At 47.9% G+C, this 23484-nt stretch carries 20 protein-coding genes; 3 read left to right on the top strand and 17 right to left on the bottom strand.

Annotated features, from left to right (window positions below):
* Positions 1 to 50: 50 nt before the first annotated feature.
* The 7 genes from ACR8BL_RS18135 to ACR8BL_RS18105 form a co-directional block, all read right to left on the bottom strand.
* Entirely contained in the window at positions 51 to 707 is a 657-nt protein-coding gene (locus tag ACR8BL_RS18135; RefSeq protein WP_434748901.1) for a PepSY domain-containing protein, read from the bottom strand.
* 136 nt (positions 708 to 843) lie between these two features.
* Entirely contained in the window at positions 844 to 1680 is an 837-nt protein-coding gene (locus tag ACR8BL_RS18130; protein ID WP_434748900.1) for a PepSY domain-containing protein, read from the bottom strand.
* A gap of 185 nt (positions 1681 to 1865) precedes the next feature.
* On the bottom strand, positions 1866 to 3251 hold the full coding sequence (locus ACR8BL_RS18125) for a sensor histidine kinase (RefSeq protein ID WP_434748899.1): 1386 nt from the start codon (positions 3249 to 3251) through the stop codon (positions 1866 to 1868).
* Positions 3248 to 4000, bottom strand: coding sequence for a response regulator transcription factor (locus ACR8BL_RS18120; RefSeq protein WP_434748898.1), 753 nt, complete (start codon positions 3998 to 4000; stop codon positions 3248 to 3250). Before ACR8BL_RS18120 ends, ACR8BL_RS18125 begins: the two co-directional genes overlap by 4 nt.
* Before the next feature lie 54 nt (positions 4001 to 4054).
* Positions 4055 to 4699: an SDR family oxidoreductase gene (locus ACR8BL_RS18115; RefSeq protein WP_434748897.1), complete on the bottom strand. Its 645-nt coding sequence runs from the start codon at positions 4697 to 4699 to the stop codon at positions 4055 to 4057.
* 478 nt (positions 4700 to 5177) lie between these two features.
* Positions 5178 to 6359 carry an NAD(P)/FAD-dependent oxidoreductase gene (locus ACR8BL_RS18110; RefSeq protein WP_145333676.1) on the bottom strand — a complete coding sequence of 394 codons (1182 nt, stop codon included), beginning with the start codon at positions 6357 to 6359 and terminating at the stop codon, positions 5178 to 5180.
* Between the two features lie 24 nt (positions 6360 to 6383).
* Positions 6384 to 6821 carry a DUF1641 domain-containing protein gene (locus ACR8BL_RS18105; protein WP_251510598.1) on the bottom strand — a complete coding sequence of 146 codons (438 nt, stop codon included), beginning with the start codon at positions 6819 to 6821 and terminating at the stop codon, positions 6384 to 6386.
* A 789-nt stretch (positions 6822 to 7610) separates the two neighbouring features.
* Here ACR8BL_RS18105 and ACR8BL_RS18100 point away from each other — a divergent pair.
* Entirely contained in the window at positions 7611 to 7787 is a 177-nt protein-coding gene (locus ACR8BL_RS18100; RefSeq protein ID WP_090921556.1) for a CsbD family protein, read from the top strand.
* A 184-nt stretch (positions 7788 to 7971) separates the two neighbouring features.
* Here ACR8BL_RS18100 and ACR8BL_RS18095 read toward each other — a convergent pair whose 3' ends face one another.
* Positions 7972 to 8973, bottom strand: coding sequence for an NAD-dependent epimerase/dehydratase family protein (locus tag ACR8BL_RS18095; protein WP_434748896.1), 1002 nt, complete (start codon positions 8971 to 8973; stop codon positions 7972 to 7974).
* 157 nt (positions 8974 to 9130) lie between these two features.
* Here ACR8BL_RS18095 and ACR8BL_RS18090 point away from each other — a divergent pair, with 157 nt between their 5' ends.
* On the top strand, positions 9131 to 9658 hold the full coding sequence (locus tag ACR8BL_RS18090) for a cupin domain-containing protein (RefSeq protein WP_434748895.1): 528 nt from the start codon (positions 9131 to 9133) through the stop codon (positions 9656 to 9658).
* Positions 9659 to 9768: 110 nt separating this feature from the next.
* On the opposite strand, the gene ACR8BL_RS18085 is transcribed toward ACR8BL_RS18090, so the two are convergent.
* The 9 genes from ACR8BL_RS18085 to ACR8BL_RS18045 all read right to left on the bottom strand — a co-directional run bounded on the left by ACR8BL_RS18085 (position 9769) and on the right by ACR8BL_RS18045 (position 21685).
* Positions 9769 to 10401 carry a TVP38/TMEM64 family protein gene (locus ACR8BL_RS18085; protein ID WP_434756397.1) on the bottom strand — a complete coding sequence of 211 codons (633 nt, stop codon included), beginning with the start codon at positions 10399 to 10401 and terminating at the stop codon, positions 9769 to 9771.
* 369 nt (positions 10402 to 10770) lie between these two features.
* Positions 10771 to 12180, bottom strand: coding sequence for an HNH endonuclease (locus tag ACR8BL_RS18080; RefSeq protein ID WP_434748894.1), 1410 nt, complete (start codon positions 12178 to 12180; stop codon positions 10771 to 10773).
* Between the two features lie 44 nt (positions 12181 to 12224).
* Positions 12225 to 12374, bottom strand: a complete 150-nt coding sequence (locus ACR8BL_RS18075; protein ID WP_434748893.1) for a hypothetical protein — start codon at positions 12372 to 12374, stop codon at positions 12225 to 12227.
* Positions 12375 to 12589: 215 nt separating this feature from the next.
* Positions 12590 to 13765, bottom strand: coding sequence for an acyltransferase (locus ACR8BL_RS18070; protein WP_434748892.1), 1176 nt, complete (start codon positions 13763 to 13765; stop codon positions 12590 to 12592).
* 313 nt (positions 13766 to 14078) lie between these two features.
* Entirely contained in the window at positions 14079 to 15434 is a 1356-nt protein-coding gene (locus tag ACR8BL_RS18065; protein ID WP_434748891.1) for a cryptochrome/photolyase family protein, read from the bottom strand.
* A 24-nt stretch (positions 15435 to 15458) separates the two neighbouring features.
* Entirely contained in the window at positions 15459 to 16622 is a 1164-nt protein-coding gene (locus ACR8BL_RS18060) for a response regulator (RefSeq protein WP_434748890.1), read from the bottom strand.
* Between the two features lie 105 nt (positions 16623 to 16727).
* Positions 16728 to 19841, bottom strand: coding sequence for an ATP-binding protein (locus ACR8BL_RS18055; protein ID WP_434748889.1), 3114 nt, complete (start codon positions 19839 to 19841; stop codon positions 16728 to 16730).
* 489 nt (positions 19842 to 20330) lie between these two features.
* On the bottom strand, positions 20331 to 21365 hold the full coding sequence (locus ACR8BL_RS18050) for an NADH:flavin oxidoreductase/NADH oxidase (RefSeq protein WP_434748888.1): 1035 nt from the start codon (positions 21363 to 21365) through the stop codon (positions 20331 to 20333).
* A gap of 125 nt (positions 21366 to 21490) precedes the next feature.
* Entirely contained in the window at positions 21491 to 21685 is a 195-nt protein-coding gene (locus ACR8BL_RS18045; RefSeq protein WP_434748887.1) for a 2-hydroxymuconate tautomerase, read from the bottom strand.
* A 370-nt stretch (positions 21686 to 22055) separates the two neighbouring features.
* Between ACR8BL_RS18045 and pepT the strand changes: the two genes are divergently transcribed.
* Positions 22056 to 23294 carry a peptidase T gene (gene pepT, locus ACR8BL_RS18040; RefSeq protein WP_434748886.1) on the top strand — a complete coding sequence of 413 codons (1239 nt, stop codon included), beginning with the start codon at positions 22056 to 22058 and terminating at the stop codon, positions 23292 to 23294.
* Positions 23295 to 23484 lie beyond the last annotated feature (190 nt).

Here is a 23484-nt window from a genome sequence, read left to right as displayed (position 1 = left end):
TAATTAGCAAAAAGACGCTTCATCCGAAGCGTCCTCCTATGAGTTAACAATCAATCCTCATCGTCAAAATCCTGGTCAAACGACAACACTTTACCTGTATTCGCATCAATATCAACATCTGCTTCACCCTGAGCAGTTCTCAGTTCAATCTCATAGACATAGCGACCGTTGTCCCGATCCAGTTCAACCTTCGTTACTTTACCACCAGTCACTTGTTTCAGTGCAATGTTGGAAGCTTGCGCAACCGTCAGTTTAACCTGATTGGAAGCAGACACACTCGAAGAGTTAGCTTTCCCATTATCACGATAATCATCGTCGTCATCGTGGTCGTCATCATTGATCACCGCCAAAACCTTACCCGTGTACGCATCCAACCTCACCGTCACATCCGGGCTACCTTTTCTGTCGATCTCAACTTCATAGAACGTTTGGCCGTTTCTGCGCTCCAGATCCACATCATCCACTTTGCCTTCCACTGCTTTTAGCGCTATGGATTTGGCTTGTGCTGCTGTCAGCAGCTTACCTGTGTTGTTCTGATTGGCACTCGTGGACTGTGTCACTGATGCTGGCGCGGACTGCGTTGTTCCAGATTGTATTTGGGGGGCAGGTTGTCCATTGATATTGCCGCTGGCTGCAACGGCTGACCCACCAAGCAGCACCGCTGCGGACAAGCTACCAATCCATAGTTTATGTTTGTTCATCATCATTCATCTCCTCGTTAATGTTCTCGTTCTCGTCTACAAATATAGAATAACTTAGACGAATGAGAGATCAGCGAGAGAAAGATTAGAATTTGATGAGAAAATGAGGAGAGTTTGCTTACTCCTTTTTAGAGAACACCGTTTAATCATCGTCCTTATCCCAAGTTACCGAACGAATAGCGCCCGAGATTGCATTCACCTGTACCGTGGCCTCACGTCCGTCTTCCAGATCGATTTCAACCAGGTAGTATGGATTGCCACTGTTCGTACCGCGCAGCTCCACATCATCCACTTCGCCGGGAACCCTCGCAAGTGCTTTCTGCTTGGCCTGTTTCTCACTTAGAAACTGCGGCGCTTTCTCCGTGCCTCCATCGCCGGATACAGGGGGAGCCTTAATCGCTTTGGAGGAAAGAATGTCGCCTGTATACGGATCAATCGTCAGTTCTTGACGGCTGTTGTCCCTGGCTTTCACCACTGCGGTGTACACAGGACTGCCCTGCTGTTCAACCAACTCCAGCGAAACAAGCTGCTCCCCGGCTCTCTGCTTCAGCAGCTCAGACTTCATCTGCTCACGGCTCCACAGCGTCTTCTCTTCAGCCTGCGGACTTGCTTCCAGACGTTTGATCGATTGAACAGCCGCCGTAAACGCATCGACCTGCACATCGTATAGACCTGTCTCCGAACGAAGCTGCATTAGATACGTACCATCCTTAAGGGTGGAATGAATGATCTCCCCCGGATATTGCTCCAGTACAGATTGTGCTGCTGCATCGGCAGATAACTGCTGACGGGCAGGCTCCCACGGTTTCCACCATATCCATGCGGTGAGGAGCATCACAGCCAGTGTTCCGGCCCCCCACCACAGTAACTTTCGTGTTCCATTTCCCGCGTTACTTTTATTTGTATTCTTATGTTCACGCCCATGCTCATGTTCTTGTTCACTTCGTGTCATCTCAGGACGCTGTTCCTGCTCTGCCATATGCATTCCCCCTCACCTTCTCCCACACTTTCACCTTATCTAGCCAGATCCTCACCCCTGGAAAAGGGAATCCAACAACGCTGGTTAAAACACCCTCCTGGTTATTCTGTCATCGGAGTGTTCTGTGTGAACTTTTCAGTTCATTTATATCGTTCCATCCAGTATAGAAGAGAAGAATGAGAATTTCATGAGAGCGGGCTGTCTGGGCTATCGGATGTAGTTTGCTGCAAAATAATACAAGCCTCCGTACCCACACCCTCGGTACTGGAAAGTTCAATCTGTGCTCCCACGGCGCCTGCCAGTTCTTTGACAAGGGACAATCCAAGTCCAGACCCGCCGGCACTGCCGCTTCGTGTTCTGGAGACATCCGCCTGGTAGAAACGGTCGAATACCTTCGCCAGATCCTCCTCCTGCATACCGATGCCCTTATCCACGATTCGTATCCGGCAGCTCTCGCCCTGCGCCTCCAGCCTGACTTCAATGGCATCTTCACTATATTTCCGTGCATTATCCAGCAAAATAAACACCATCTGCTTCAGCTTGCTCTCATCGCTGATCGCCCAGATCGGGCCTGGAGCGTAGCACCGCACTTCCCGGTGGTACGCTTCACGGAATGCACGTGTGGAATCCGCAGCCAGCTTCGTAATATCTACACGTTCCAGTTGCACATTCCATTGCTCAGGCTGCTTGGCAAGCAGCAACAACTGCTCGGTCATCTCACGCATGCGTACCGATTCAGACAGAATTGCTTCCACAGCTTCATCAAAGACTTCTGGCCGCTGCTTACCCCGGCGCTGGAGCAGACTGGCGTAACTCTCAATGATGGTCAGGGGTGTTTTCAGCTCATGTGATGCATCCGAGACAAAACGCTCCTGTCGTTCAAAGTTTGATTCCAGCAGATCCATCATGCGATTAAACGTCTGTCCCATCGTGTTCAGTTCATCCTTTGATTTTGCCTCCAGCGGAAGTCGCTTGAACTGTCCACTCGCTTGAATATCACTCATTGTACGTGTCATTTGCTGGATCGGTCTTGTCATGCGATTCGCCAATATTCGGCTGGAGATCACCGCAGGAATCAGGGCAACAATGGTCACGATTACTAATACTGTACGCAGGGTGGCAAGTCCATTCTCTGTTTCAGCCACACTCTGAGTTACCTGCAGGTTTACCACTTCTCCGTCCGGCCAGATTAGTGGCATGGACACCCACACATATCCGACTTGATCCACCTGGGTATACTCTGCCTTTTTCTCATTCTCATATTGAAAAGACAACTTGCTGAGTTGTTCGGATGCTCCCGTTGTGGTTACTGGGGAGCTGCTTCCATCTTCATGTACAATGCGCAGCATGCCATTCACAGGCGCATAAGCCCGTAGCAGATCATCTGGCGGGATGTTGCCGGCTGACTGCCGTACCCCTGTGACGATGGAATCCGCCTCGGCTTCCACTCGTCTGATCTCATTATTAATGGATACTCGCTCAAAGACGAGAAATACAGACAGATTCACTGCAATTAACAGCACGGCAAACAGAACCGACGAGTATCCGTAGATTTTACTGCGCAGGCTCATGTTTGCTCCTTCAGGACGTATCCTACGCCCCTTACGGTATGTATTAAGGGTGATGTGAATCCGTTATCCACCTTCTTGCGCACATAACGGATATACACGTCCACCACATTCGTATCGCCATAATAATCGTATCCCCACACGGACTGTACGATCTGATCCCTGTTAAGCACCTGACGCTGATTACGCAGCAAATATACTAACAGGTCAAACTCCCGCGGGGTAAGCTCGATAGCCTGTCCATCCCGGAACACTTCACGTGTGCCCTCATTCAGCTTCAAATCCGCAGCAGTCAACCATTCCTCCTGCGCTTCATGTAACTGACCCGCCGTCCCCTGCTCTGCTTCCTGCTCCAAGGTATGAGCCGCTGCCCTTGCAGAAACAGCCGCGGCAAGACGCAAGGCTGACCGGACCCGCGCCAGCAGCTCTTCAATCTGAAACGGCTTGGTGATATAGTCATTGGCACCCAGATCCAGACCAGATACCTTGTCCTCCACCGAATCCTTGGCTGTCAGCATCAGGATCGGGACTACGGCATCCCTCGCTCGAATCCGCCGTAAAACCTCAATACCACTCAGGCCCGGCAGCATAATGTCCAATAGAATCAAATCCCATTGTCCTTCACTGTACTTTTCCAGCCCTTCTGTCCCACTGCCTGCCTTTGTGACCTGATATCCTTCGTACTGCAGTTCCAGTTCAAGCAGTCTTGCTATTTTGGGCTCATCTTCAATGACCAGCACAGCTTCATTCATGCTGATTCCCCCTCACCCCGTCATATCATTCTCCCGTCATTTTACAACATCTGCTTACAATTTGCCCAAAGCATCGGAAACGGAGTGGTCTCCAGCCACCAGATCAAAGGCCATCCGATAGGTCTTCTCTTCCTGCAAGGAGGCTGCGATGACACGTGCCACATCTTCACGAGCAATGCTACCCGGTTTCAGATCCGTTCCTACGGTCACTTGGCCGGTGCCCGGTTCATTTTTCAGACCTCCCGGACGGATAATCGTATAGTTCAAGTCACTGGCAAACAAAGCCCGATCTGCAAAATGCTTTGCCACATAATACGGTTTGATCTCCTCCGGCCATTTACTGCGCTGATCTGCACCATAGGCACTGACTAGAATATACCTGGAAATGCCTTGTTTCTCTGCGGCCTCCATCGTTTTCACTGCACCGTCCAGGTCGATAAGCAATGTTTTATCTGGACCCGTCGAACCACCGGAACCTGCTGTAAACACTATGGCATTCTGATCTTTCATCGCTTCGTCCAGCTCATCCACCGTACCCTCCAGATCACCCATGACAACCTCTGCACCAAGTTCCTTCAAGGCATCTGCCTGCTCCGGCTTGCGAATCATAGCCGTGACCTGATGTTTGCCTTCCTGCGCCAGCTGTTCCACCAAGTGTTTACCAATCTGTCCGTTTGCTCCAATCACCAGTACATTCATTGTTCATTCTCCTTTCAGGGTGGGCAAGAGAGCGATTTAAACACTCTCTGCTTATTATGTTGTTGCTCTTCTCATAAACTTTGTTAATCATTCCCCGTCCTATCTTTTAAACGAAAGCGGGTGCTTTTAAGCGCAGACAGAATTGCATATCGCTTACACACCTCTTGGCTCCGTGCCAAATCACCCTGTCTCTCATCCTACCGCTGTGGTATACGATACTTTCTCCAATGGAGGTTCTGTGACTCGCATCGTAATACTAAAAACCAAAATGATTTTGTGGAACGCACGAACGTACTGTCCAGCTCATGATAAGCCATGGTCTATTCGTTTCTATCGTTCCTTTTAATATCTGTATAATGCTCCATACTCATACCGTTAATTGTCCCTATACTTAGTCAACCCGAGATGCAAGTTCATGTCCAAAAGTGCATACCAAAAAGGACGCCCGATGGGCGCCCTTTAACGTTAGTGCTATAGATTAATAAGCCAGTGCGAACAAACCATGGATGTGGGACAGGTAACGGATGTTACTTGCTTCTTTCATCATGGTTGCAGGCAGACCTTTCAGACGAGTCTGGTTGCCACCGATCATGCCGACAGCGTCTTTACGACCCAGACTTCCCAGCGTACCGGAGAAGATTGGCGAGAACGATTCCATTGCGCCACCTTTGAACATTACGCCCAGGTTGTGACCAATCGTTTCACCCATTTGCCAAGCCAGTTGTGCTGTTGGAGGGTACGGACGAGCACCTTCGCTAGGGAAGACTACTGCGCTGTCACCAGCAACAAATACATCTTTATGTGATGTGGATTGCAGAACTTCCGTTACTTTCGCACGGCCGCGATCCACTTCAATTCCGCTGTTAGCAACAACGGCATTACCTTGTACGCCACCTGTCCATACCAGAGTGTTCGTAGGAATGGAGCTGCCGTCTTTCAGCATAACTTCGTTTTCTTTCATCTCGGTAATCGCTACGCCAACAATGAAGTTTACGCCGCGTTTTTCGAGACTGGATTTCGCACGATCAACCAGCTCTGGCGGGAAACCTGCCAGGATGGAAGGACCTGCTTCAACCGTGTAGAGGGAGATATCGTTGAAATCGATACCTTTCTCTTTACATACACCTGGAAGAAGATCAACGAATTCGCCGACAAGCTCGATACCTGTCAAGCCACCGCCACCAATAACAAACGTAGCGTCTGCTTTGTTGCCGGATTGTTTGTATGCATCCAGACGTGCTTCAACATGTGCACGAATACGGTTTGCATCACTAACGGATTTCAGCGTGAAGCTGTATTCCTGCAATCCTGGAATTCCGAAGTAAGCTGTTTCGCTACCCAGCGCAACAACAAGCGCATCGTAAGAGTATGTGGAGCCGCTAGTCATGAGAACTTTTTTCTCGTCCGGCTTGATTGTATCCACCGTGTCGATTTTCAGGTTCACATCTTTACCGCGCAGCAATTTTTCAAGCGGGAGAGCAACAGCTTGCTCAGAAATGCTTCCTGCTGCAAGACGGTGCAGTTCCGTAATAATTTGGTGTGTAGGGTAACGGTTCACGACAGTAATTGTCGCTTCTTCCGGAGTCAAGTATTGACGCGCAGTCAGCGCAGTCAACAGACCGCCGTATCCTCCACCCAAGATCAAAATTTGCTTCGACATATCCATCCTCCGTTCTTCTAAGTCTTAACGTTTCGGTTGTTGACGCTCGTTCAGGATGCTCAGGAAAGATTGAGCAAAACGAAGCGTTTGTTGTACGTTTGGATCTTTAAGCATTTTCAGCATAGCGAACAAGCCAACTGAAGATTGCTCTGTTTGCGCACGGTCGTTAGCTTCGATGGCAGCAGAAGCTACACCTTTAGCTTTGTCTACAACAGGCTTAGCGAATTCGCCCATTGCACTCATTGTGTCGCTGATCAGAACTTTGTCTGTAGCGATACCTTGTGCGAAGTCGTAAGCTTTCGTCATTGCAGTAACCATTTCAGCCAATTTAGGCAGGTTCTCCACCAATACAGTTAGAGACTCCTGTACCTCAGGCTTCATCAGTTGATCCAGTACGTCCAGGGACTGGCGCTCGGCGCCTTCTGTTACTGGCACCTCTTGTTGAGTAGGCGATTGTGACATAAGAGAAAGTCCTCCTTTACTTTGGGATAGAAGTCCGCGACTTTCATGATGCCTGTCAAGCAGAGCCGAACCACAAATACATCAATACACTAAATGTACCAAATTTCACACATTAGGATAAGAGCAGCCAAAGACCGCTCTCACGTATGCATGGTATGTTGGGTCTTATTGCGGACAACACATGTTGACGCACAAAACGACAAGCAGGCCGAAACCGAACTCTATACCCTTATATTACACCTCTTACACATGAACATGAAAAAGAAATTTTTTACACTTGTGAAGATATTGTGAACATTGTAACAAAATCGATTTTTTTGTCAAGCCGTGCAGGCTTATCACGAATGGTCATTTAATTTCCCCAAACGCCACAAGCTACCATATGTGGTATTAAGACATGATCACAACAAACCATATGTACGAAAAGCACATATGAAAGTGCATGGTGAACGTTTTTTCAGGAATGGATCTCCAAAAATTTACCGTTCATGCAACGAATTTGGTCACTTTGGTTATTATGCAGCGACAACCCCGCCCTTATTCCCACAGTGCAAACATCTTTCATACTCAAGTATGAACATCTTTGGACGAGAATGCAAAAATGCCGCCCAAGGAGGTCCGCTCACAACTTCAAGCAATCTAAATTTAATCATCTTGAGGAACTCACAAAGACATCAATCGGACAACACTTACGAATCCATTCTCGAAAGTCTTCTGGAACGTGAACGTTTAAATTATCCTCAGCCCGGTTAATAAGGACTACACCAGACAACGAAGGAGATGTTCGATATGAGTAATTCAACTGGCGATAAAATCAAAGCAGGCATTAATAAGGCCAAAGGCGAAGTGAAGGATCAGATCGGCAACGCAACGAACAATAAGTCCCTTCAGGCTGAGGGTAAAATGGATAAGGCCAAAGGGGCCGTTCAAGATAAAGTAGCCGATGTGAAAAAACATCACGAATAATGCAATCAGGTTTGCATACTCTGCATGTCTCTACGCACCAGTGTGAAGATAGCTAAAGGGTATTGAACTAGCCTAACCGTCCAGATACAGATCGGTTATAACCCTGTAAATCTGTTGACGGAGGCACAAAAAAGCCAAGGAAGGTGCTTGAAACAACAACCCTTCTCTGGCTTTTTTTGTTTTTTTATATCGCTGGTACTGAATACCTTGCCATATCGATGATAAAGTTTCGGCTTTCACGCATGGTATGATACTCTCTGCTGAACAGTCTGACCCAGTCGGCATGCTCCTGATACCAGTGGAATGTTTGTTCAAGCCCCTGCTCCAGCGTAGTTTGTGGATACCAACCAAACGCCGCACGTAACTTCCCGGAGTGAACAACCAGGCTTGATCCTCTGGATTGCGTAGGCTCCAGTTCTCGTATCTCCTTAGCTGTTGCGGATCGATCCAGTGGCTCCAGCAGCATCCCCATCTCCTGCATCGTTGTTCCAATTCCGGTAGAAATGTTATAGGTCTGTCCATCTTCGCCATGAATCATCATCTGCTCAATCGCTCGCAACGCATCATCAATATACAGAAAATCACGTACAGCTGATCCCTGAATATCCAGAGGCAGTCCATCCAGCATCCGCCCGAAGTTTCGCGGAATAATACGATCCGGCAGTTGCCATGGTCCGTACAGATTCGTCAAACGGAAAATTTTCACCGGAAGTTGATAACATCGAGCATACGATTGGGCAATTGCCTCGCAGGCTACTTTTGAAGCAGAATACGGGGAAACCGGTGCATAAGGGTCTGACTCGTTGTAAACTCGGCCCCATTCACCGCCGTATACTTCAACGGATGAAGCCAGCAAAAGAGGGATATCATGGTCGGTTGCATACTGCAGGATGGCCTGAGTACTGAGGGTGTTATTGCGGAATACCTCTCCGGGTTGATGGTACGAATAGTCGACGTGAGGCATAGCGGCAAGATGAATGATGGAATCTGTGTTGTGTGGCAGATGAATGTTGTCTCTAGCGAGGTTACACTTGATGAAAGGCATATCATTTAGCGGAGAACGGTGCACAAGTCTCTGACAATAGTCATCCTGATCCAGCAGGGTCACCTGATGTCCTTTTTGCGCCAAAAACTGTGAAAGATTAAATCCGACGAATCCAGAAGCTCCTGTGACCACGATATTCACACATTTTCCCCCTATCGTTATATACATTGGCCGTTGAAAGAGAGTGTCTGTATCGAGTATAACCCAAAATGATACATTTTGTATCATTTTACAATGTTTTTTTGTTTGTCCATTCCTTGAAAGGTTAATACAAATACATGGAAAGAGGTGAATCCAAATGAGTGACCCAAAGCAAGAGTTCAGCGATATTCAGCAAATGTACTTTAAAGACGACGGGGTCATGCCAAATCACCCCAATCTGCCAGTGCTTCTGTACAAAGGAGTCTGGCGGTCTGAACCTGTCAGGGCTGAATTTAACTTAAACCGGAACGGCTGGGGTAATAGCTGGGTCAATGGTGTGTACGATTATCATCATTATCACAGCAATGCACACGAGGTCCTTGCCGTAATGAGCGGATTTGTGCAGTTGATCTTAGGTGGTGAGAAGGGACAAAAGGTTTACTTGAAGAGTGGGGATGTCGTTGTACTCCCTGCCGGAACCGGCCATAAACGTCTGAAGGCCAGTCCCGATTTTCGGATCGCCGGAGCTTATCCTGAAGGTATGAGTTATAACACACGTACAGGCAAACAAGGCGAGCGGCCTCAGGTGTTGCAAGAGATTCAAGCGGTTCCGCTACCGGGGACAGACCCGGTGTATGGAAAAGACGGTCCTTTAACCAAGCTGTGGCTCAATCGTAATAGTTGAAACGCAAACTTTTGAAGTACAGGCTGAAGCTGACACACTGGTATTCAATAATAAAAATACAGAGACACTTTGTATCATACAGAAGTCCCCAGGTTTGGTCTGTAAACACTTTATGAAGAAATCGACTTTGAAGACGGGTGCAATGAGTGTTTTTCATCTTGTTCCGGATTAAATCGGGTGAAGTGACGCTCCAATTTTCGGCTTGCCCACAGGGATACAACGATGAATAATACTACACCAATCCAGCGTACCGGGTGCTCCAGAAACTGCTCTACGTTCGAGCCAATATACGTTACAGAGAAAATCATAATCCCTTTACCCAATCCAACTGCAAGCAGGAAAGATAACAATCGCATTCGGGCGATGCCCGCTGCCACATTAATAATAACAAACGGACCCACTGGAAAAATGCTAAGCAGGAATACATAGCTGAACGCGTTCCTGCGAATCCATACCATACTGCGCTGGACACGTGGTTTGCGTGCCCACTTTTCCACAAAAGCAGACTTCCCGATCTCTCGTACAATCAGAAATGTCACGGTACAGCCAAGAACCATGCCGATCCAGGAGTACAGGAAACCAGCCCATAGCCCATACACTGCTCCGTTAACCCCAACAATTAATAACGTTGGAAGCGGCGGTACAAAAGACTTCATAAACGTAAGCAAAATACCCGGCAATGGCCCGAGAGAACGGAACTTCTCCAGCCAAAATCGAATATTTTCTTCCGTGATATATGACATAATATCAAGCGCTGCTGGTGTCATCCGCATCCATCCAATCTATTTAATCTATTTCATCCGTATACACAACGATGCAGTACAGTTTATTGAAATGAAATACGTACACTTTCAGAAAAGAATTAGTCCATTCCACTCTGTGCTGCTCTGGTGCGGCGGTCAGCGCATAACCTCATCCCATTAAACATGATAAAAGGATTTAGCTGCCGCCCTCCAAGTATAACGTACATTGAGATGTAGCATCGTTGTCAATTTGAAGAAATATTCGGATAACGAAACAAACCAAAAAAGCACACCCCGATCATTCATCTTGGTGTGCTTACATATGAAAGCCCTGAATCTTCTAAATTCAGCAGCATAACATGCTTATGTCTATTCCAATCCGTTTTCCTGTAACTCAAGCTCAAGCAGTTCCGCCTGATGGGCTGCATTCCACTCAGGAATACCTGACCGAATGAACTCTTCCGCATCCATCGCTGCTTTGGACTGGTTACACAGATTGCAGGCACAGACACAATTGAGTGGTGTAGTATGTCCGCCTTTCGCCCGTGGAAGAAGATGATCAATCGTATCTCCATAGGAACCGCAGAAGTAACACGTATACTTATCGCGATCCAGAATAAACCGCTTGAAATCCTTGTTGCTGAATAATCGGCGAATGGTATACCGATTAACCACAACGGCGGCTTTTTCTTTTACCAGCGTAACCGCAAGCTCCATGTCCACTTCCTGATGCCAGCGGCGTCCTTTGTCAGTTTTGCCGCGCATGCGCACCATGCCTTGCCGATTGGTCCGGAGCGAGGCCGGATCTTCCGGGTCAATCGCTGCCGGCGGCGCGTGATGACGCCGCGGACGGCCATCCATGCCAGCCCCGTGACTGCGGCTGGCATGCGATGGCTCGCGCCCTGCGGCGGCTGGCTGCGCCTTCGCCGCCGCATGTGCCAAGCCCGCGCTGGCCTCCCCGCGGGCTTGGCTTGGCTCCGGCGCAGGGGCCTCAGCAGCTCCGCTGCGGGCCTGCCCTGCGCCGGGCGCGAGCGCGGCCGCACGCTTGCGGCGCCGCTTGCGTTTGCGCCGGGCTGCGGGCGGCTGATCCGCAGCCACAGGCGCTGGCGCAGCGGCAACGCCTGGCGAATGCACCTCACCGGGCGGATGCTCCCCGCCCGGCGCCCCATCCACCGTATTCAGATCGGTGGATGAATTACCCTCGCTCCCAGCCTCGGCAGAGGCATGAGCGTTCAGTATCTCTGACGGCTTTCTTTTCCGCCGTCTCCGTCTCTTCTTCTTCGGACTGGCGGAAGCACTGACCGAAGAAATCGCTACATCCTTTTCCGCCTGATCCGAAGACACAGCTCCAGCCTCAGAAAGTGCCGAGCTTGCTAATACATGTGGATCCACATGTCTTCCCGAATCCCGGCCCTGTTCATTTCCTCCGGCCGGCCGCTGCGACTGCGACGAAACATGCACGTTCTGTTCCCGTTCACTCTTTACCGGAGATGGAGGCTTGTCTTTGTGAGAATTCCGATCCCCTCCGTCATGACGATACTCAAGCGTTGTGCCTTCAGTTGCCTGTGCCACTCGCATATCACCGTTATGACGTTCTCGTACACCGAGCTGACGACAACGGCGACAAGCTCCACGTCTGGCTCCGGAACCCGCACGTTTCCCGGTTCTGCGCCGAAAATCAGACGCAGGCCGCCGCTCTCCGCAATACATACATGTCTTGGTTTGTCGTGTTTCATGTTCTGTCTTCCCTTCGCGGAAAGAGGCTGATCCCGTATCCATGTTGTCACCTCGGTTCCGAATGAATCCGGTTTCTTTCTATTGTATCACATCTGCTCGTGAACACCCTCATCGCCGTAAGCCTTGTATTCTTTCGAGTTATATTCGGGTGTCTGTTCATTACATTCACGGAGAATGTGCTCTACATATTCCAATATATCCTGCATCGGTTTCCCGCATTGTTCACATCTAGTCATGTATGATCACCTTGATCCTGTCCTCTAAGTTTACTGTATATTATCGTTCCGCCTTATGATTACCCTTGGATTCAGAAAAAGAAACATTCGTTCCCACATAAACATACAGAAATATCCATTGGTATCGGACGACTCATAACAATAAAAACCGTTCCCGACTCAACCTGAGGCTGAACCTGAGAACGGCTAATGACAGATCATACGTTGCCTTGCTCCTAGCGGACATCTACTTGCCTCGAATTTTGTTGTGGTACCAGACGTGGTTTCGGTTTGGGCAGATTACCAAAGATAATCCACGCATGGGGCACGAATCTTGCTGCGAGCCCAACCACAAGCCATGAAGCTATGAGTGCGATACCAAATCCACTGGCGTACCACAGATGAATGAACCAGGATACCCCGGTCTGCGGTGGATGTTCACGATAAAATAACAGGAAAAACGGATGAATCAGATAAATACCAAAGGACAATGCCCCAAGCCGGTTTAGCGGTTTGACGATCAATGCAGGGCCATTGTGGTATAACCAATAAGAAATCTGGATAATGACAAGTGCACAGGCGAAGGTATGTACATTCCAGAAGAGCTCGTACCATAACGTGTTATATGTAGCAATGTTCAACCGCAGCAAATAATAAATATACACATGAGCCAGTCCCGCCGTAAGCCACACCACCCAAAGCAAAATCCATGAAGTTACGCGCACTTTGGTTGCATTCGCCCAGCTAATGACAAACCATTGCTTGATCTGTGGGAAGTACACACCCATGAAAGTACCTAACATGAAATAGGAGAAATAAGAGAAGGCCCAGCTTCCTTTGTTGGGTACCTGGAATCCATATTTATTACTGACAATGAAGGCCCATTGAATAAGCAGTCCAATCGGGATAGACCATTTGACAACAGAAGGATACTTCTTCAACAGCCACAGCACCAGTGGAAAAATCAGATAAAATTGCATGTTGATAAACACAAAATACAGATGTGTATAGGCTTTTCCCGTAAACAGCCTCTCTATAAAAGTGATCATCGACACATCAAACGGGCGCCCTTGATAATACATGTTATGAAGTACAACAAAATACATAATCGAGAAGAGGAAGTATGGCAGTAGAATATAAACAAAGCGCTTTTTGTAAAAATTACTGACCAGTTTCTTGTTCAGCGGGCGGGTGTAGTAGTTATAGAACAGCACAAAGCTGCTCAAAAAAATAAAGGTCGGCGTACCATATTTCATAAAAATATTAATAAAGTTGTATAGCCAATAATAATTAGAATTCGCCATTTCCAGCGTAGCATTAGATGTAGAATGTACAAAAAGCACACCGATAATCGCCATTGCCCTTACGAGATTTAACTCCGGGATTCGTTCTCTCTTCAGTGTTTGATTCATGTTATAGAGGTTCTCCTTTATGTATTAGTCAATATGTTAAATATGACTTAGTCCATTGAGCTCTCTATCTATTAAAAAGCATATTGTCTAACATGTGTAGCCCAATTTCTTGAGATTTTCCTAACTTTTAATTTTTTCTCACATTTTTCTCATGATTTTGAATGCCAAAAAGACCGCTATGACGCGGCCTGAGAGCTTTTTGCAATTAATCCAACTTTTATTTCTTATAATCGCAATTAAATCTTGAAATCCGTTTCCTGATCATAGATATTCTGTTGCATTGGGGATAGACCATAAAGTGTGCACAACAAGATTAGTTCTTCTCCCGGCTCGCCAAAATCTGCTTATACACGTCAATAGCCGCCTGTCTGGAAGCCTTCAGGTCTACGATGGCATCCTCACTTGGCTGATGAATATCTTTGCTGTACAAGTCCTTCAACTCAGGCAGCCACTTGCGAATATAGTCCCCTTGAGGATCGTACTTCTCCGACTGCGTCACGGGATTGTTCACACGGAAATACGGCGCAGCATTCTCACCTAGTGATGCGCACCATAGCCAGTTGCCGCGATTCTGGATGTTATCATAATCTTTTAATTTTCGTCTGAAATACGCCTCACCCAACGTGAATGGGCACCGAAGGTTTTTGGTCAGGAACATTGCGGTAAGAATACGGAGACGATTAGGCATATGCCCTGTCTCGTTCAGCTCTGTCATCGCTGCATCGATAATGGGAATGCCTGTCTCTGCTCTGCACCAACGCTCAAAGTGAGTATCCTGAAGACCAGAAAGATCATACACTTTTTCATACGTAAAATAATGTGCCTCATAAACTGCTCTGTACAGGTAGAAATCACGGAAGCACAACTGTCTGATCCACTCACCAGCTTCTGAGATATGCTGCGCAGCATCGTATATCTTGCGAATGGATACAGCCCCCACAGCTACATACGAGCTAAGATGGCTTGGCTCATAGGCCTCAAACTCATCCCGATGATCCCCGTAATCTGCCACTCGCTCGACCAGAAAACGATCAAGCAACCTATGAGGATCAACCTCATCTCCCGATTCGTCAGAACTCTCCAGCAAAGCAGCTGGAACCTTCATCTCCTCCGGCCAATCCACATTTCGTTCACTTATATTCACATCTGCAATGGTTGTTGCCGATGCTGGATTAGGATGTTCGTTCATGAATTCAACCCAGCGCCGGTGGAAGGCCGCGAATACTTTATAAGGTTCCGACTTGCCTGTAAAATGGGCAAAGGCCTTCAGGTCCATCAGCAGGTGATCGGTCAGCAGAGTAAATGTAGTCTCATGGGCTTCGCAGATTTTACGTATCTCTCGATCCCGTTCCATCGCGTAAGGCGTCATATCCCGATGAACGACAATCTCACTGATCTCACCCTTCATATGACTCAGTAGCCATTCCACCACTTCAGCCGGTTTGCCATAAGCCACATGCAACTGCCGTTTCGCCACCTGATACTTCTTGCCCAGTGCCGCAGCATGTCTAATGAAATTCACACCGCTGTGTTCTTTCTCCCGTCCTTGCCGCAACAGGAATGGGTCGTAGATCAACACATGCAGGCTCTCTTCTCCCTGCTCCCGCAAATAATCGAATGCGTTCAGATCATCAGTACGCAGATCTTTACGATGTATAAATAATTTCACGTGCCCTCCCTCCTGCCTGAACAACTAAGGTTTGGTCAGACTTTGATATAACTTGCTCGTTTCAGGCTCTGGCTGATGACCCAGATCCTCCTTCAGGATTAATGTGAATGAATGATAGAGTCGCAATATGCCTTGCTGGTCATCCATGGAGGCATATACTTCCATCATTAATCTGCAGATTTCTTCCGAATAAGGCTCGCGTTCCTGCAATTGCATCAATAGCTCAATCGCTTGCCCGCCCAGTCCATGGTTCATTTCCCATGTGGCAATATCCATGACAAGCTCCGTATACTTACGCCTGAGTTCTCTGCCCTTGGATCTTGCCCAATCATAATCATGCTCTTCCAAATAATCGCCTCGGTAGAGCATGTAGATCTGTCTCAGATCCTGCACATTATCGGAAGTGATGGCTTCATAGGACATCGCTTGCTCAAACTGTTCAATGTCACTCAGCAGATTACCGGTCAACAGACGATAACGGTTCATGTTGTACTCCAGTTTGGCAGTCATGCTCCATTCCTTTAATAACTTGCGAATCTGATACACGGATGTATGTAGAAGCGTCAACCCTTTATCCTGAGATACATCTGCCCAGAGCTTATCAAGCAGAATCTCCTTGCTTACCCACTCTCCGCGGTGATGAAACAGAAAAGCAAATAATTCCTGCGACTTGGTCGTTCGCCATTTATGTTTCTCAGCACTCTGCTCCAGACTTCTGAATATGTCCAAATGTTTGAAGGTCAGAAGTCCCGGCGCTTTGAATTCCATTGCCTCGGCTTCAGGTTCCAATTCTTGTACCTCAATTGTAGCAGCAACCTGTGCATGATAAGACATCGCTCCTGCAATCCGATCGATAGTTTTGCTCAGTCGAGCCGAGCTGACCGGTTTCAACACATAATCCAGAGCCTGGAGCTCGAATGCCTCCACTGCATGGTCAGCATACGCGGTTACAAATATAATTCGAATGCTTGAATCCAGCTGCTGTATATATTCTGCTGCTTCCAGGCCATTAACCTCCGGCATGCCAATGTCCAGAAATACAACATCTACACGATCACTTGCCAAGTAATGAAGACCATCTTGTGCTGTCGAAAAACATTGCACAGGTGTAATTCTTCCGTCCGATTGCAGCAGGCGTTGCAGATGCATCTGTGCCGGCTTCTCATCATCAATTACAATGGCTCTCACTGTTCTCAACCTCCTGCCATGAGAGATTTAATATGGACACCCACTATATCGGCATCCGCTAATTCGGTTGTTAACCACTATTACCCAATCGCTTTAAATCATGCCTCATGTAAAATGATGAACCTGGTTCAGCGGAATATGAAATTGGATCTGTGTACCACTTCCCACATGACTCTGGATCTCCAATCCATGTCCATAGAGCGACATGAGGCGACGATTGATATTTTGCAGCCCTACCCCTCCCGGCCCTTCGGTACGCCCTGATTTTACCTGAGCCATCCGGTCAGGAGGAATGCCCACACCATCATCCTGTACCCGAACGATGACATCATCCGCATTCTGGAAAATATGAAGTCGTACTGTACCGCCTGCCGCTCTCTCCATGACCCCGTGACGAATAGCATTCTCCACAAGCGGTTGAATCGTGAGAGGAGGCAGAAATACCCGAATATCTGGCTGCACTTCATACTTGACGATGAGCCTGTCTTCAAACCTGGCCTGTTCCAGATGAACGTAGGACTCCACTAATTCGAGCTCTTTATACAAAGGCACCAGTTGTTCTCTATTCTGAAAGTCAAAGCTGCCTCGCAAATAATGACTCAATTCAATGAGCAGATCCGTTGCCTTATCCGGGTTCACCGCACAAGTTGCAATAATTACATTTAATGCATTGTAGAGAAAATGGGGTTTAATCTGCGCCTGGAGAAAGGCCATCTCCGTCCGAATCGTGTCCTGTACAGAAGTACGAAGCTCAATCAAGGTTCGAACCCGCGCTCGCAATTCACCTGCATCTACTGGTTTACTCAAAAAGTCATTCGCTCCCGCCTGAAAGCCGTGCCGGATATCTTCGGGCAATCCACGAGCAGTCAGCATCAGAATGGGAAGCTCGGACAACGAACGCTGCTCCCGCAACTTGCGACAGAGTTCAGGGCCGGACATTTTGGGCATCATCCAGTCCGTAATGACCAGATCAATAGATGGGTTTTGTTCGTACAACTCTATCGCTTTGAAACCACTATCTGCTGCAAGTACCCGGTAACGTTCAGTGGATAGCAAGTTCAAAAGTACATGCCGATTCACAGGGTCATCATCTACAATCAGAATCGTTGGTTCCCCCGCACGCTTCTCATCCTGCTCATGCAATGGACTCGAGTCTTGCAAATCCTCAGTAACATAACCATTCGTCTTTTTTCCTTGCGTTGTCACATAACGGGCCTGAGCGGGACCAGCCTGTTCTTGTAGCAGCGGTAACTTCACTATAGGCAACGTAAAATGGAACGTGGATCCCTCACCCGGCTCTGATTCGACCCAGATTTCACCTTCCCCCAGCTCAACCAGTTTTTTCGTGATACTGAGACCCAGTCCAGTTCCCTCATAAGCCCGTTCCATGGTTCCATTGCTTTGCTCATAGGATTGAAAAATATCTTCCAGCCTCTCTGGTGCAATGCCCACACCAGTATCCGCAACAGATACCTTGACCATCTCACCTTCAACGGAGCCATACAGTCGTATCTCGCCATGCTCAGTGAACTTGTAAGCGTTACCCAGCAAATTATAGAGAATCTGCCGAAGCCGATCCTCGTCCGCTTCTACCAGCGGCAATGCATCAGGCCATTGCTGGATGAGCACGATCGGCTTGTCCTCAAACGTAAAACCCGACACCTCAACCACTGTTCGGGCAACTGACTCCAGATCAACAGGAACCCGCTTTAATTCAATCTCACTATTTTTCAGTTTGGAGAAGTCCAGAATATCATTCACTAGCAGTGACAAACGTTTGCCTGTAGCGGTGATCATGGACAGGTTTTTGGCTTGTTTTGGAGTAACAGCCCCGGCTGCTCCCTCCAGCATTGACTCGGCAATGTTAATGATGCCATGAAGCGGTGTCCTCAGCTCATGTGAGGTATTCGCCATGAATTCATCCTTGAGGCTGTCGATTACCAGCAGACGCTCCGACAGAGCTTCCACTTCAAGGAATGCCTGTGCAAACCGAACGGCCGTAACGACCATCTGAAGGAGTACAAACAACAGAAGCTCAAGCAGTGCGAGAAAGGCAGTATCTACCGCCACGAATGCCCCAATCGTAAATAACACAACAACCATGATAATGCTCATTAGACCAACAAGTGCAAAGTGGCTGTCGTTTGTCTGTTTGCGCGACCAATGAATCATCGTTCGTATGGCATAGAGCAACACAGATAAAGAGATAAGCAGCATGGGCAGTTCAAAAGTCGAAAATAACTCGGGTGGCAAAGTAACGCCTATAAGCGATTGAATAATAAGCAAAATCAGACCAAGACGCACAAACCAACCATGCACTGCCCCCGGCACTAATACAGACAGATACCGAAGCAAGAAATAATACGAGAACGCTCCGCTTAGAAGCTGCAGACGAAGCATCATATCGTGCGTCAACAGCGGAACAATTGTAGCTAGCAGCTTCTCTCCATGTGTAAGAGCATACAACGCCCCCGAGAGACTAAACAGTCCTAGAAATTGAAGCTCTTTCTCACTGCGCCGCAGCCTGAACAACACCAGGAAAAAAACAGCAGGCAGAATAAAACCAATCAAGGTCAGCAGATCCTTAAGCCAGTCCAACTGTTGACTTCGAAGAATACTGCTCTCATCTCCGAATAGGACGGGTGCAACAATGCCTCCTGAAGCATAGCTGTAATTGGTTACTTGAATGATGATGTCAGCTGTATCGCCATCAATGGACGTGAATCCTGTAAACGGCAGATTCATCTGACGGTCAGAATCCTCAGTTACCCCAGGAGAGCCCATACCACCTATGAGATTTCCGTTAATAAAAATGCGATGAGACATGCGTATATTCTGGGTATGAATGCCGTAGCGGTTTTTCATGTGCCGGGGGGATAGCTTCACTTGCAAGTGATACGTCCCATATCCTTGAGCCTGTCCCAGCGATGTATTCCATTTTGACGGAACCTGAATATTCTGCGAATTCGGAAGCGGCCTTCGACCTGACAAATCGGCTTTAAAGTCTTCCGGCCCTAACAGCTCGCTAGGGTAAAAATCCCAGGTTCCGTTCAGTGAGGCCGCACCTTCTTCGCTGAAATCCCATTGACGCAGATCAATATGCCCCTTGGTCACCTGCGGATTATTCCGCTCGCTGATCCATGTCTGGGCGATCCATCCTAGCGGAAGCAGAACAACGCATATAAAACTTAGCGTCAGCATGATCCAGTGTTTTCTCATCTATGTATTCCTTCCGTCCTCAAAGCAGCGAGAGATATCACTTTTTGTCGATTTATTTCTATAGATCCATGTTACACGTTTCCGAGGCTCACGGAAATAGTTCATGAACAGTTTTAGCTCATTTTTCAACAAAATAAAGAGACTTTACAGGCATTTTTGTGCAAAAGCCTGCAACCAAAAAGCCCCAGACTTCCTCCAACCAGAAAAACTGGGGAGAAGCCTGGAGCTTGGGCGATGCTTGCTGAGAGCACTGCGAACCCCTTGGGAAACGACATTGAATTTTATAGCAATCTGCTGAAGTATTGCAATGGACACATCCTCGAAGCTACGTCAGGTTCAGGGCAAATGCTGAATCCACTGATCGTTAGCGCTCTCCGCAACCTTTTTGCGTACATGAACCCTCCATACTACTTACTACTTACTACTTACTACTTACTCTATTCTCATACCACACTCTTACTCATACTGGGACGGCTATCTACCTCAGATTTAATACCCACGCGAATATTGCTCGGCAATTGCCGCCTGATCCTTGCTAACCCCCAGCTCAAGTGCCGCATGATTAGCCCAGTACGGGTCACGCAACATACCTCTGCCAATTGCCACCAGTTCAGCATCCTCATTACCGATGACGGCCTGAGCCAACGCTGCGTCTTCTAACATGCCTACAGCAATTACTGGCACATGCAGTTCCTCGCGGAAACGACGGGCAAAAGGAACCTGATACCCTGGATAGTTTCCAGGTTTACGCTGACCGGATGGCCCTTCACCGCCTGAACTTATGTGGAACACATCCACTCCCGCCTCCTGATAGGCACGGCCAATCTCAATGGCATGATCAAGGTCATATCCACCATCAGCATATTCCATTGCAGATATTCGCATAATTAGCGGCATATCAGCAGGCATTTCTTTTTTCACCGCACGAATCACCTCTACACCAAAACGAGACAGATCCTGTCCATACACATCCTCGCGGTGATTCATCAGCGGAGAATGAAATTGGTGTATCAGATAACCATGCGCACCATGAAGCTCAATTGCATCCACACCCGCCTGAACCGCGCGACGCACACCATCTGCAAACTTCTGCACCATGCCTTCCACTTCTTCGGTGGTCAACGCGCGCGGCTCCTTATACTTTTCTCCCGGAAACGTTACAACAGAAGGCGCTACCGGCTGCGGCGCATCCTCTGCTTTACGCCCTGCATGTGCGATCTGGATCGCTACTTTAGAGCCGTAGGCATGCATTCCCTCCACCAGCTTGGTGAAGGCTGGAATATGTTCATCTGACCAGATGCCGAGGTCATTGTCTGTAATGCGTCCATCCGGATCGACATCCGTCATCTCGATAATAATCAGTCCCGTTCCACCCACAGCACGGCTTACATAATGAACCTGATGCCAGTCATTCGGGATGCCGTCCTTGGCTGTAACCGAATATTGGCACATCGGCGCCATAACGACACGGTTGTGCAACTGTAGACTTTTGAATTGATAGGGTGAAAATAATTGCTCTGTCATGGTTCATACAACTCCTATTCCTGTTCTGTAGTTCAGCTTGGCGATGGCTAAATCCGCCCAAATAAGGCTTCTCCTGATCGTTAGCACTCGCTACATCATTCACATCACTCACTTCTTTCGCGCACTCAGTTTGCATCCAGATCCGAGAACATTTTGCCGTTTTTGCCGTAGTTATCTTTCTCCAGATCCTCTATGAAAATAAAAACCTTGCTTGCTTCCACATCCAATGTCTCGCAAGCGACCTCGGTCATTCGTTCAATCAACTGACGCTTCTGCTCCTTTGTTTTGCCCTCCAGCATCTTCACTGTGATAAATGGCATGTTCTAAACACATCCTTTCTTCATAGCTATTATGAACCTGAGGTTCGAAAATTCAAGTACGCACTTTTTGGTGCCCTTCCATCGACACCCGTCCCGGTCCCAGTTCCACTTCAATCTCCTCCTTCAGTAGGATACCATTCTCGAAATTAGGCCAAAACATGATATGATATCGTTACAATCCCGACAGAAGGAATATCTTGCCACCAGCCTAGACATAAGAGGACTTCACAATCACAGGCAAGACCGTACACTCTAACGGGACAGGCATATTCAAGGTGTTTGGAAGGGATTATAACGTTATACATGTACTAGACCTGACGTTCCATTCCTGCATTCAACCTATAGATTACCCATAAAGGAGAGATTGGACTTGAAAGATATATTAATTCAAAGACTCAGCACGTACGTACAGATGGATACCCAATCCGATGAAAATAGTGAGACCTGCCCATCCACACCAGGACAACTGGCGCTGGGCAAGCTGCTTGTAGAAGAGTGCACTTCCATTGGATTGCAGGAAGTGACGATGGATGAGAACGGCTATGTGATGGCTACCCTTCCGTCCAATACGGACAAGGATGTGCCTGTCATTGGGTTCCTCGCTCACCTCGACACGGCCACCGATTTTACGGGGACCAATGTGAAACCGCAAGTTGTCGAAAACTATGACGGAGCAGATATCGTGCTGAACCGGGAACTGGATGTTATTTTGTCCACTAAAGACTTCCCGGAACTCCACGAGTATAAAGGTCATACTCTGATTACCACGGATGGCACAACGCTTCTGGGTGCAGACAACAAAGCAGGTATTGCCGAGATCATGACGGCGATGGCTTACCTGATCGAGCATCCGGAGGTGAAACACGGCAAGATTAGGGTTGCTTTTACTCCGGATGAAGAGATCGGCCGCGGGCCTCACAAGTTCGATGTCGCTGCTTTTGGCGCCAAATATGCTTATACCGTAGACGGCGGGCCGCTTGGTGAACTGGAATATGAAAGCTTTAATGCAGCTGCGGCCAAAATTACAGTGCATGGTACAAACGTGCATCCCGGCACGGCAAAAGACAAAATGGTGAGTTCGCTGAAAATAGCGATGGAGCTAAATGGACGCTTACCTGTAGAGGAAGCACCTGAATCCACAGAGGGTTACGAAGGCTTTTACCATCTGCTGTCGATGGAAGGTGATGTTGAGCTGACAAAGATGCAGTATATTATTCGTGATTTTGACCGGGAGAAGTTTGAAGCACGCAAAACCAACCTGTTAAACATCACGAATGAACTGAAGGCCAAGTATGGAGATAAACGTATTACACTGGAGATGAATGACCAGTACTACAACATGCGTGAGAAAATCGAGCCTGTCCGCCAGATCGTTGATATCGCGCATGAAGCCATGACCAGGCTGGACATTGAGCCGATTATCCGCCCGATTCGAGGCGGAACAGACGGTTCCCAGCTCTCATATATGGGCATGCCAACACCGAATATCTTCACAGGCGGGGAGAATTACCACGGCAAGTTCGAGTATGTATCGGTGGATAATATGGTAAAAGCCACACAAGTCATTGTAGAAATCGCGCAATTGTTCGAGCAGCAAGGAAACATCTGAATCGAACATACGCAGGGAAGATAGATAGGAAAGATAGACCAACACACAACATAACGAATGAAAAGGCACCCTTCCAGGGTGCTTTTTGTGCTATCAAGGGTGGGAACGAGGCATGCGGAGTACAAGAAATGTAAAGTAAGTCAGCGAACGACCAGTTCATGGTGCAAAGACACACACTTAATCGTACACG

It is taken from the genome of Paenibacillus amylolyticus, assembly GCF_051136285.1.
Lineage (GTDB): Bacteria > Bacillota > Bacilli > Paenibacillales > Paenibacillaceae > Paenibacillus > Paenibacillus amylolyticus_F.
The sequence above is the reverse complement of the archived record's forward strand: the minus strand, read 5'-3'. Positions and strand labels throughout refer to the sequence as shown.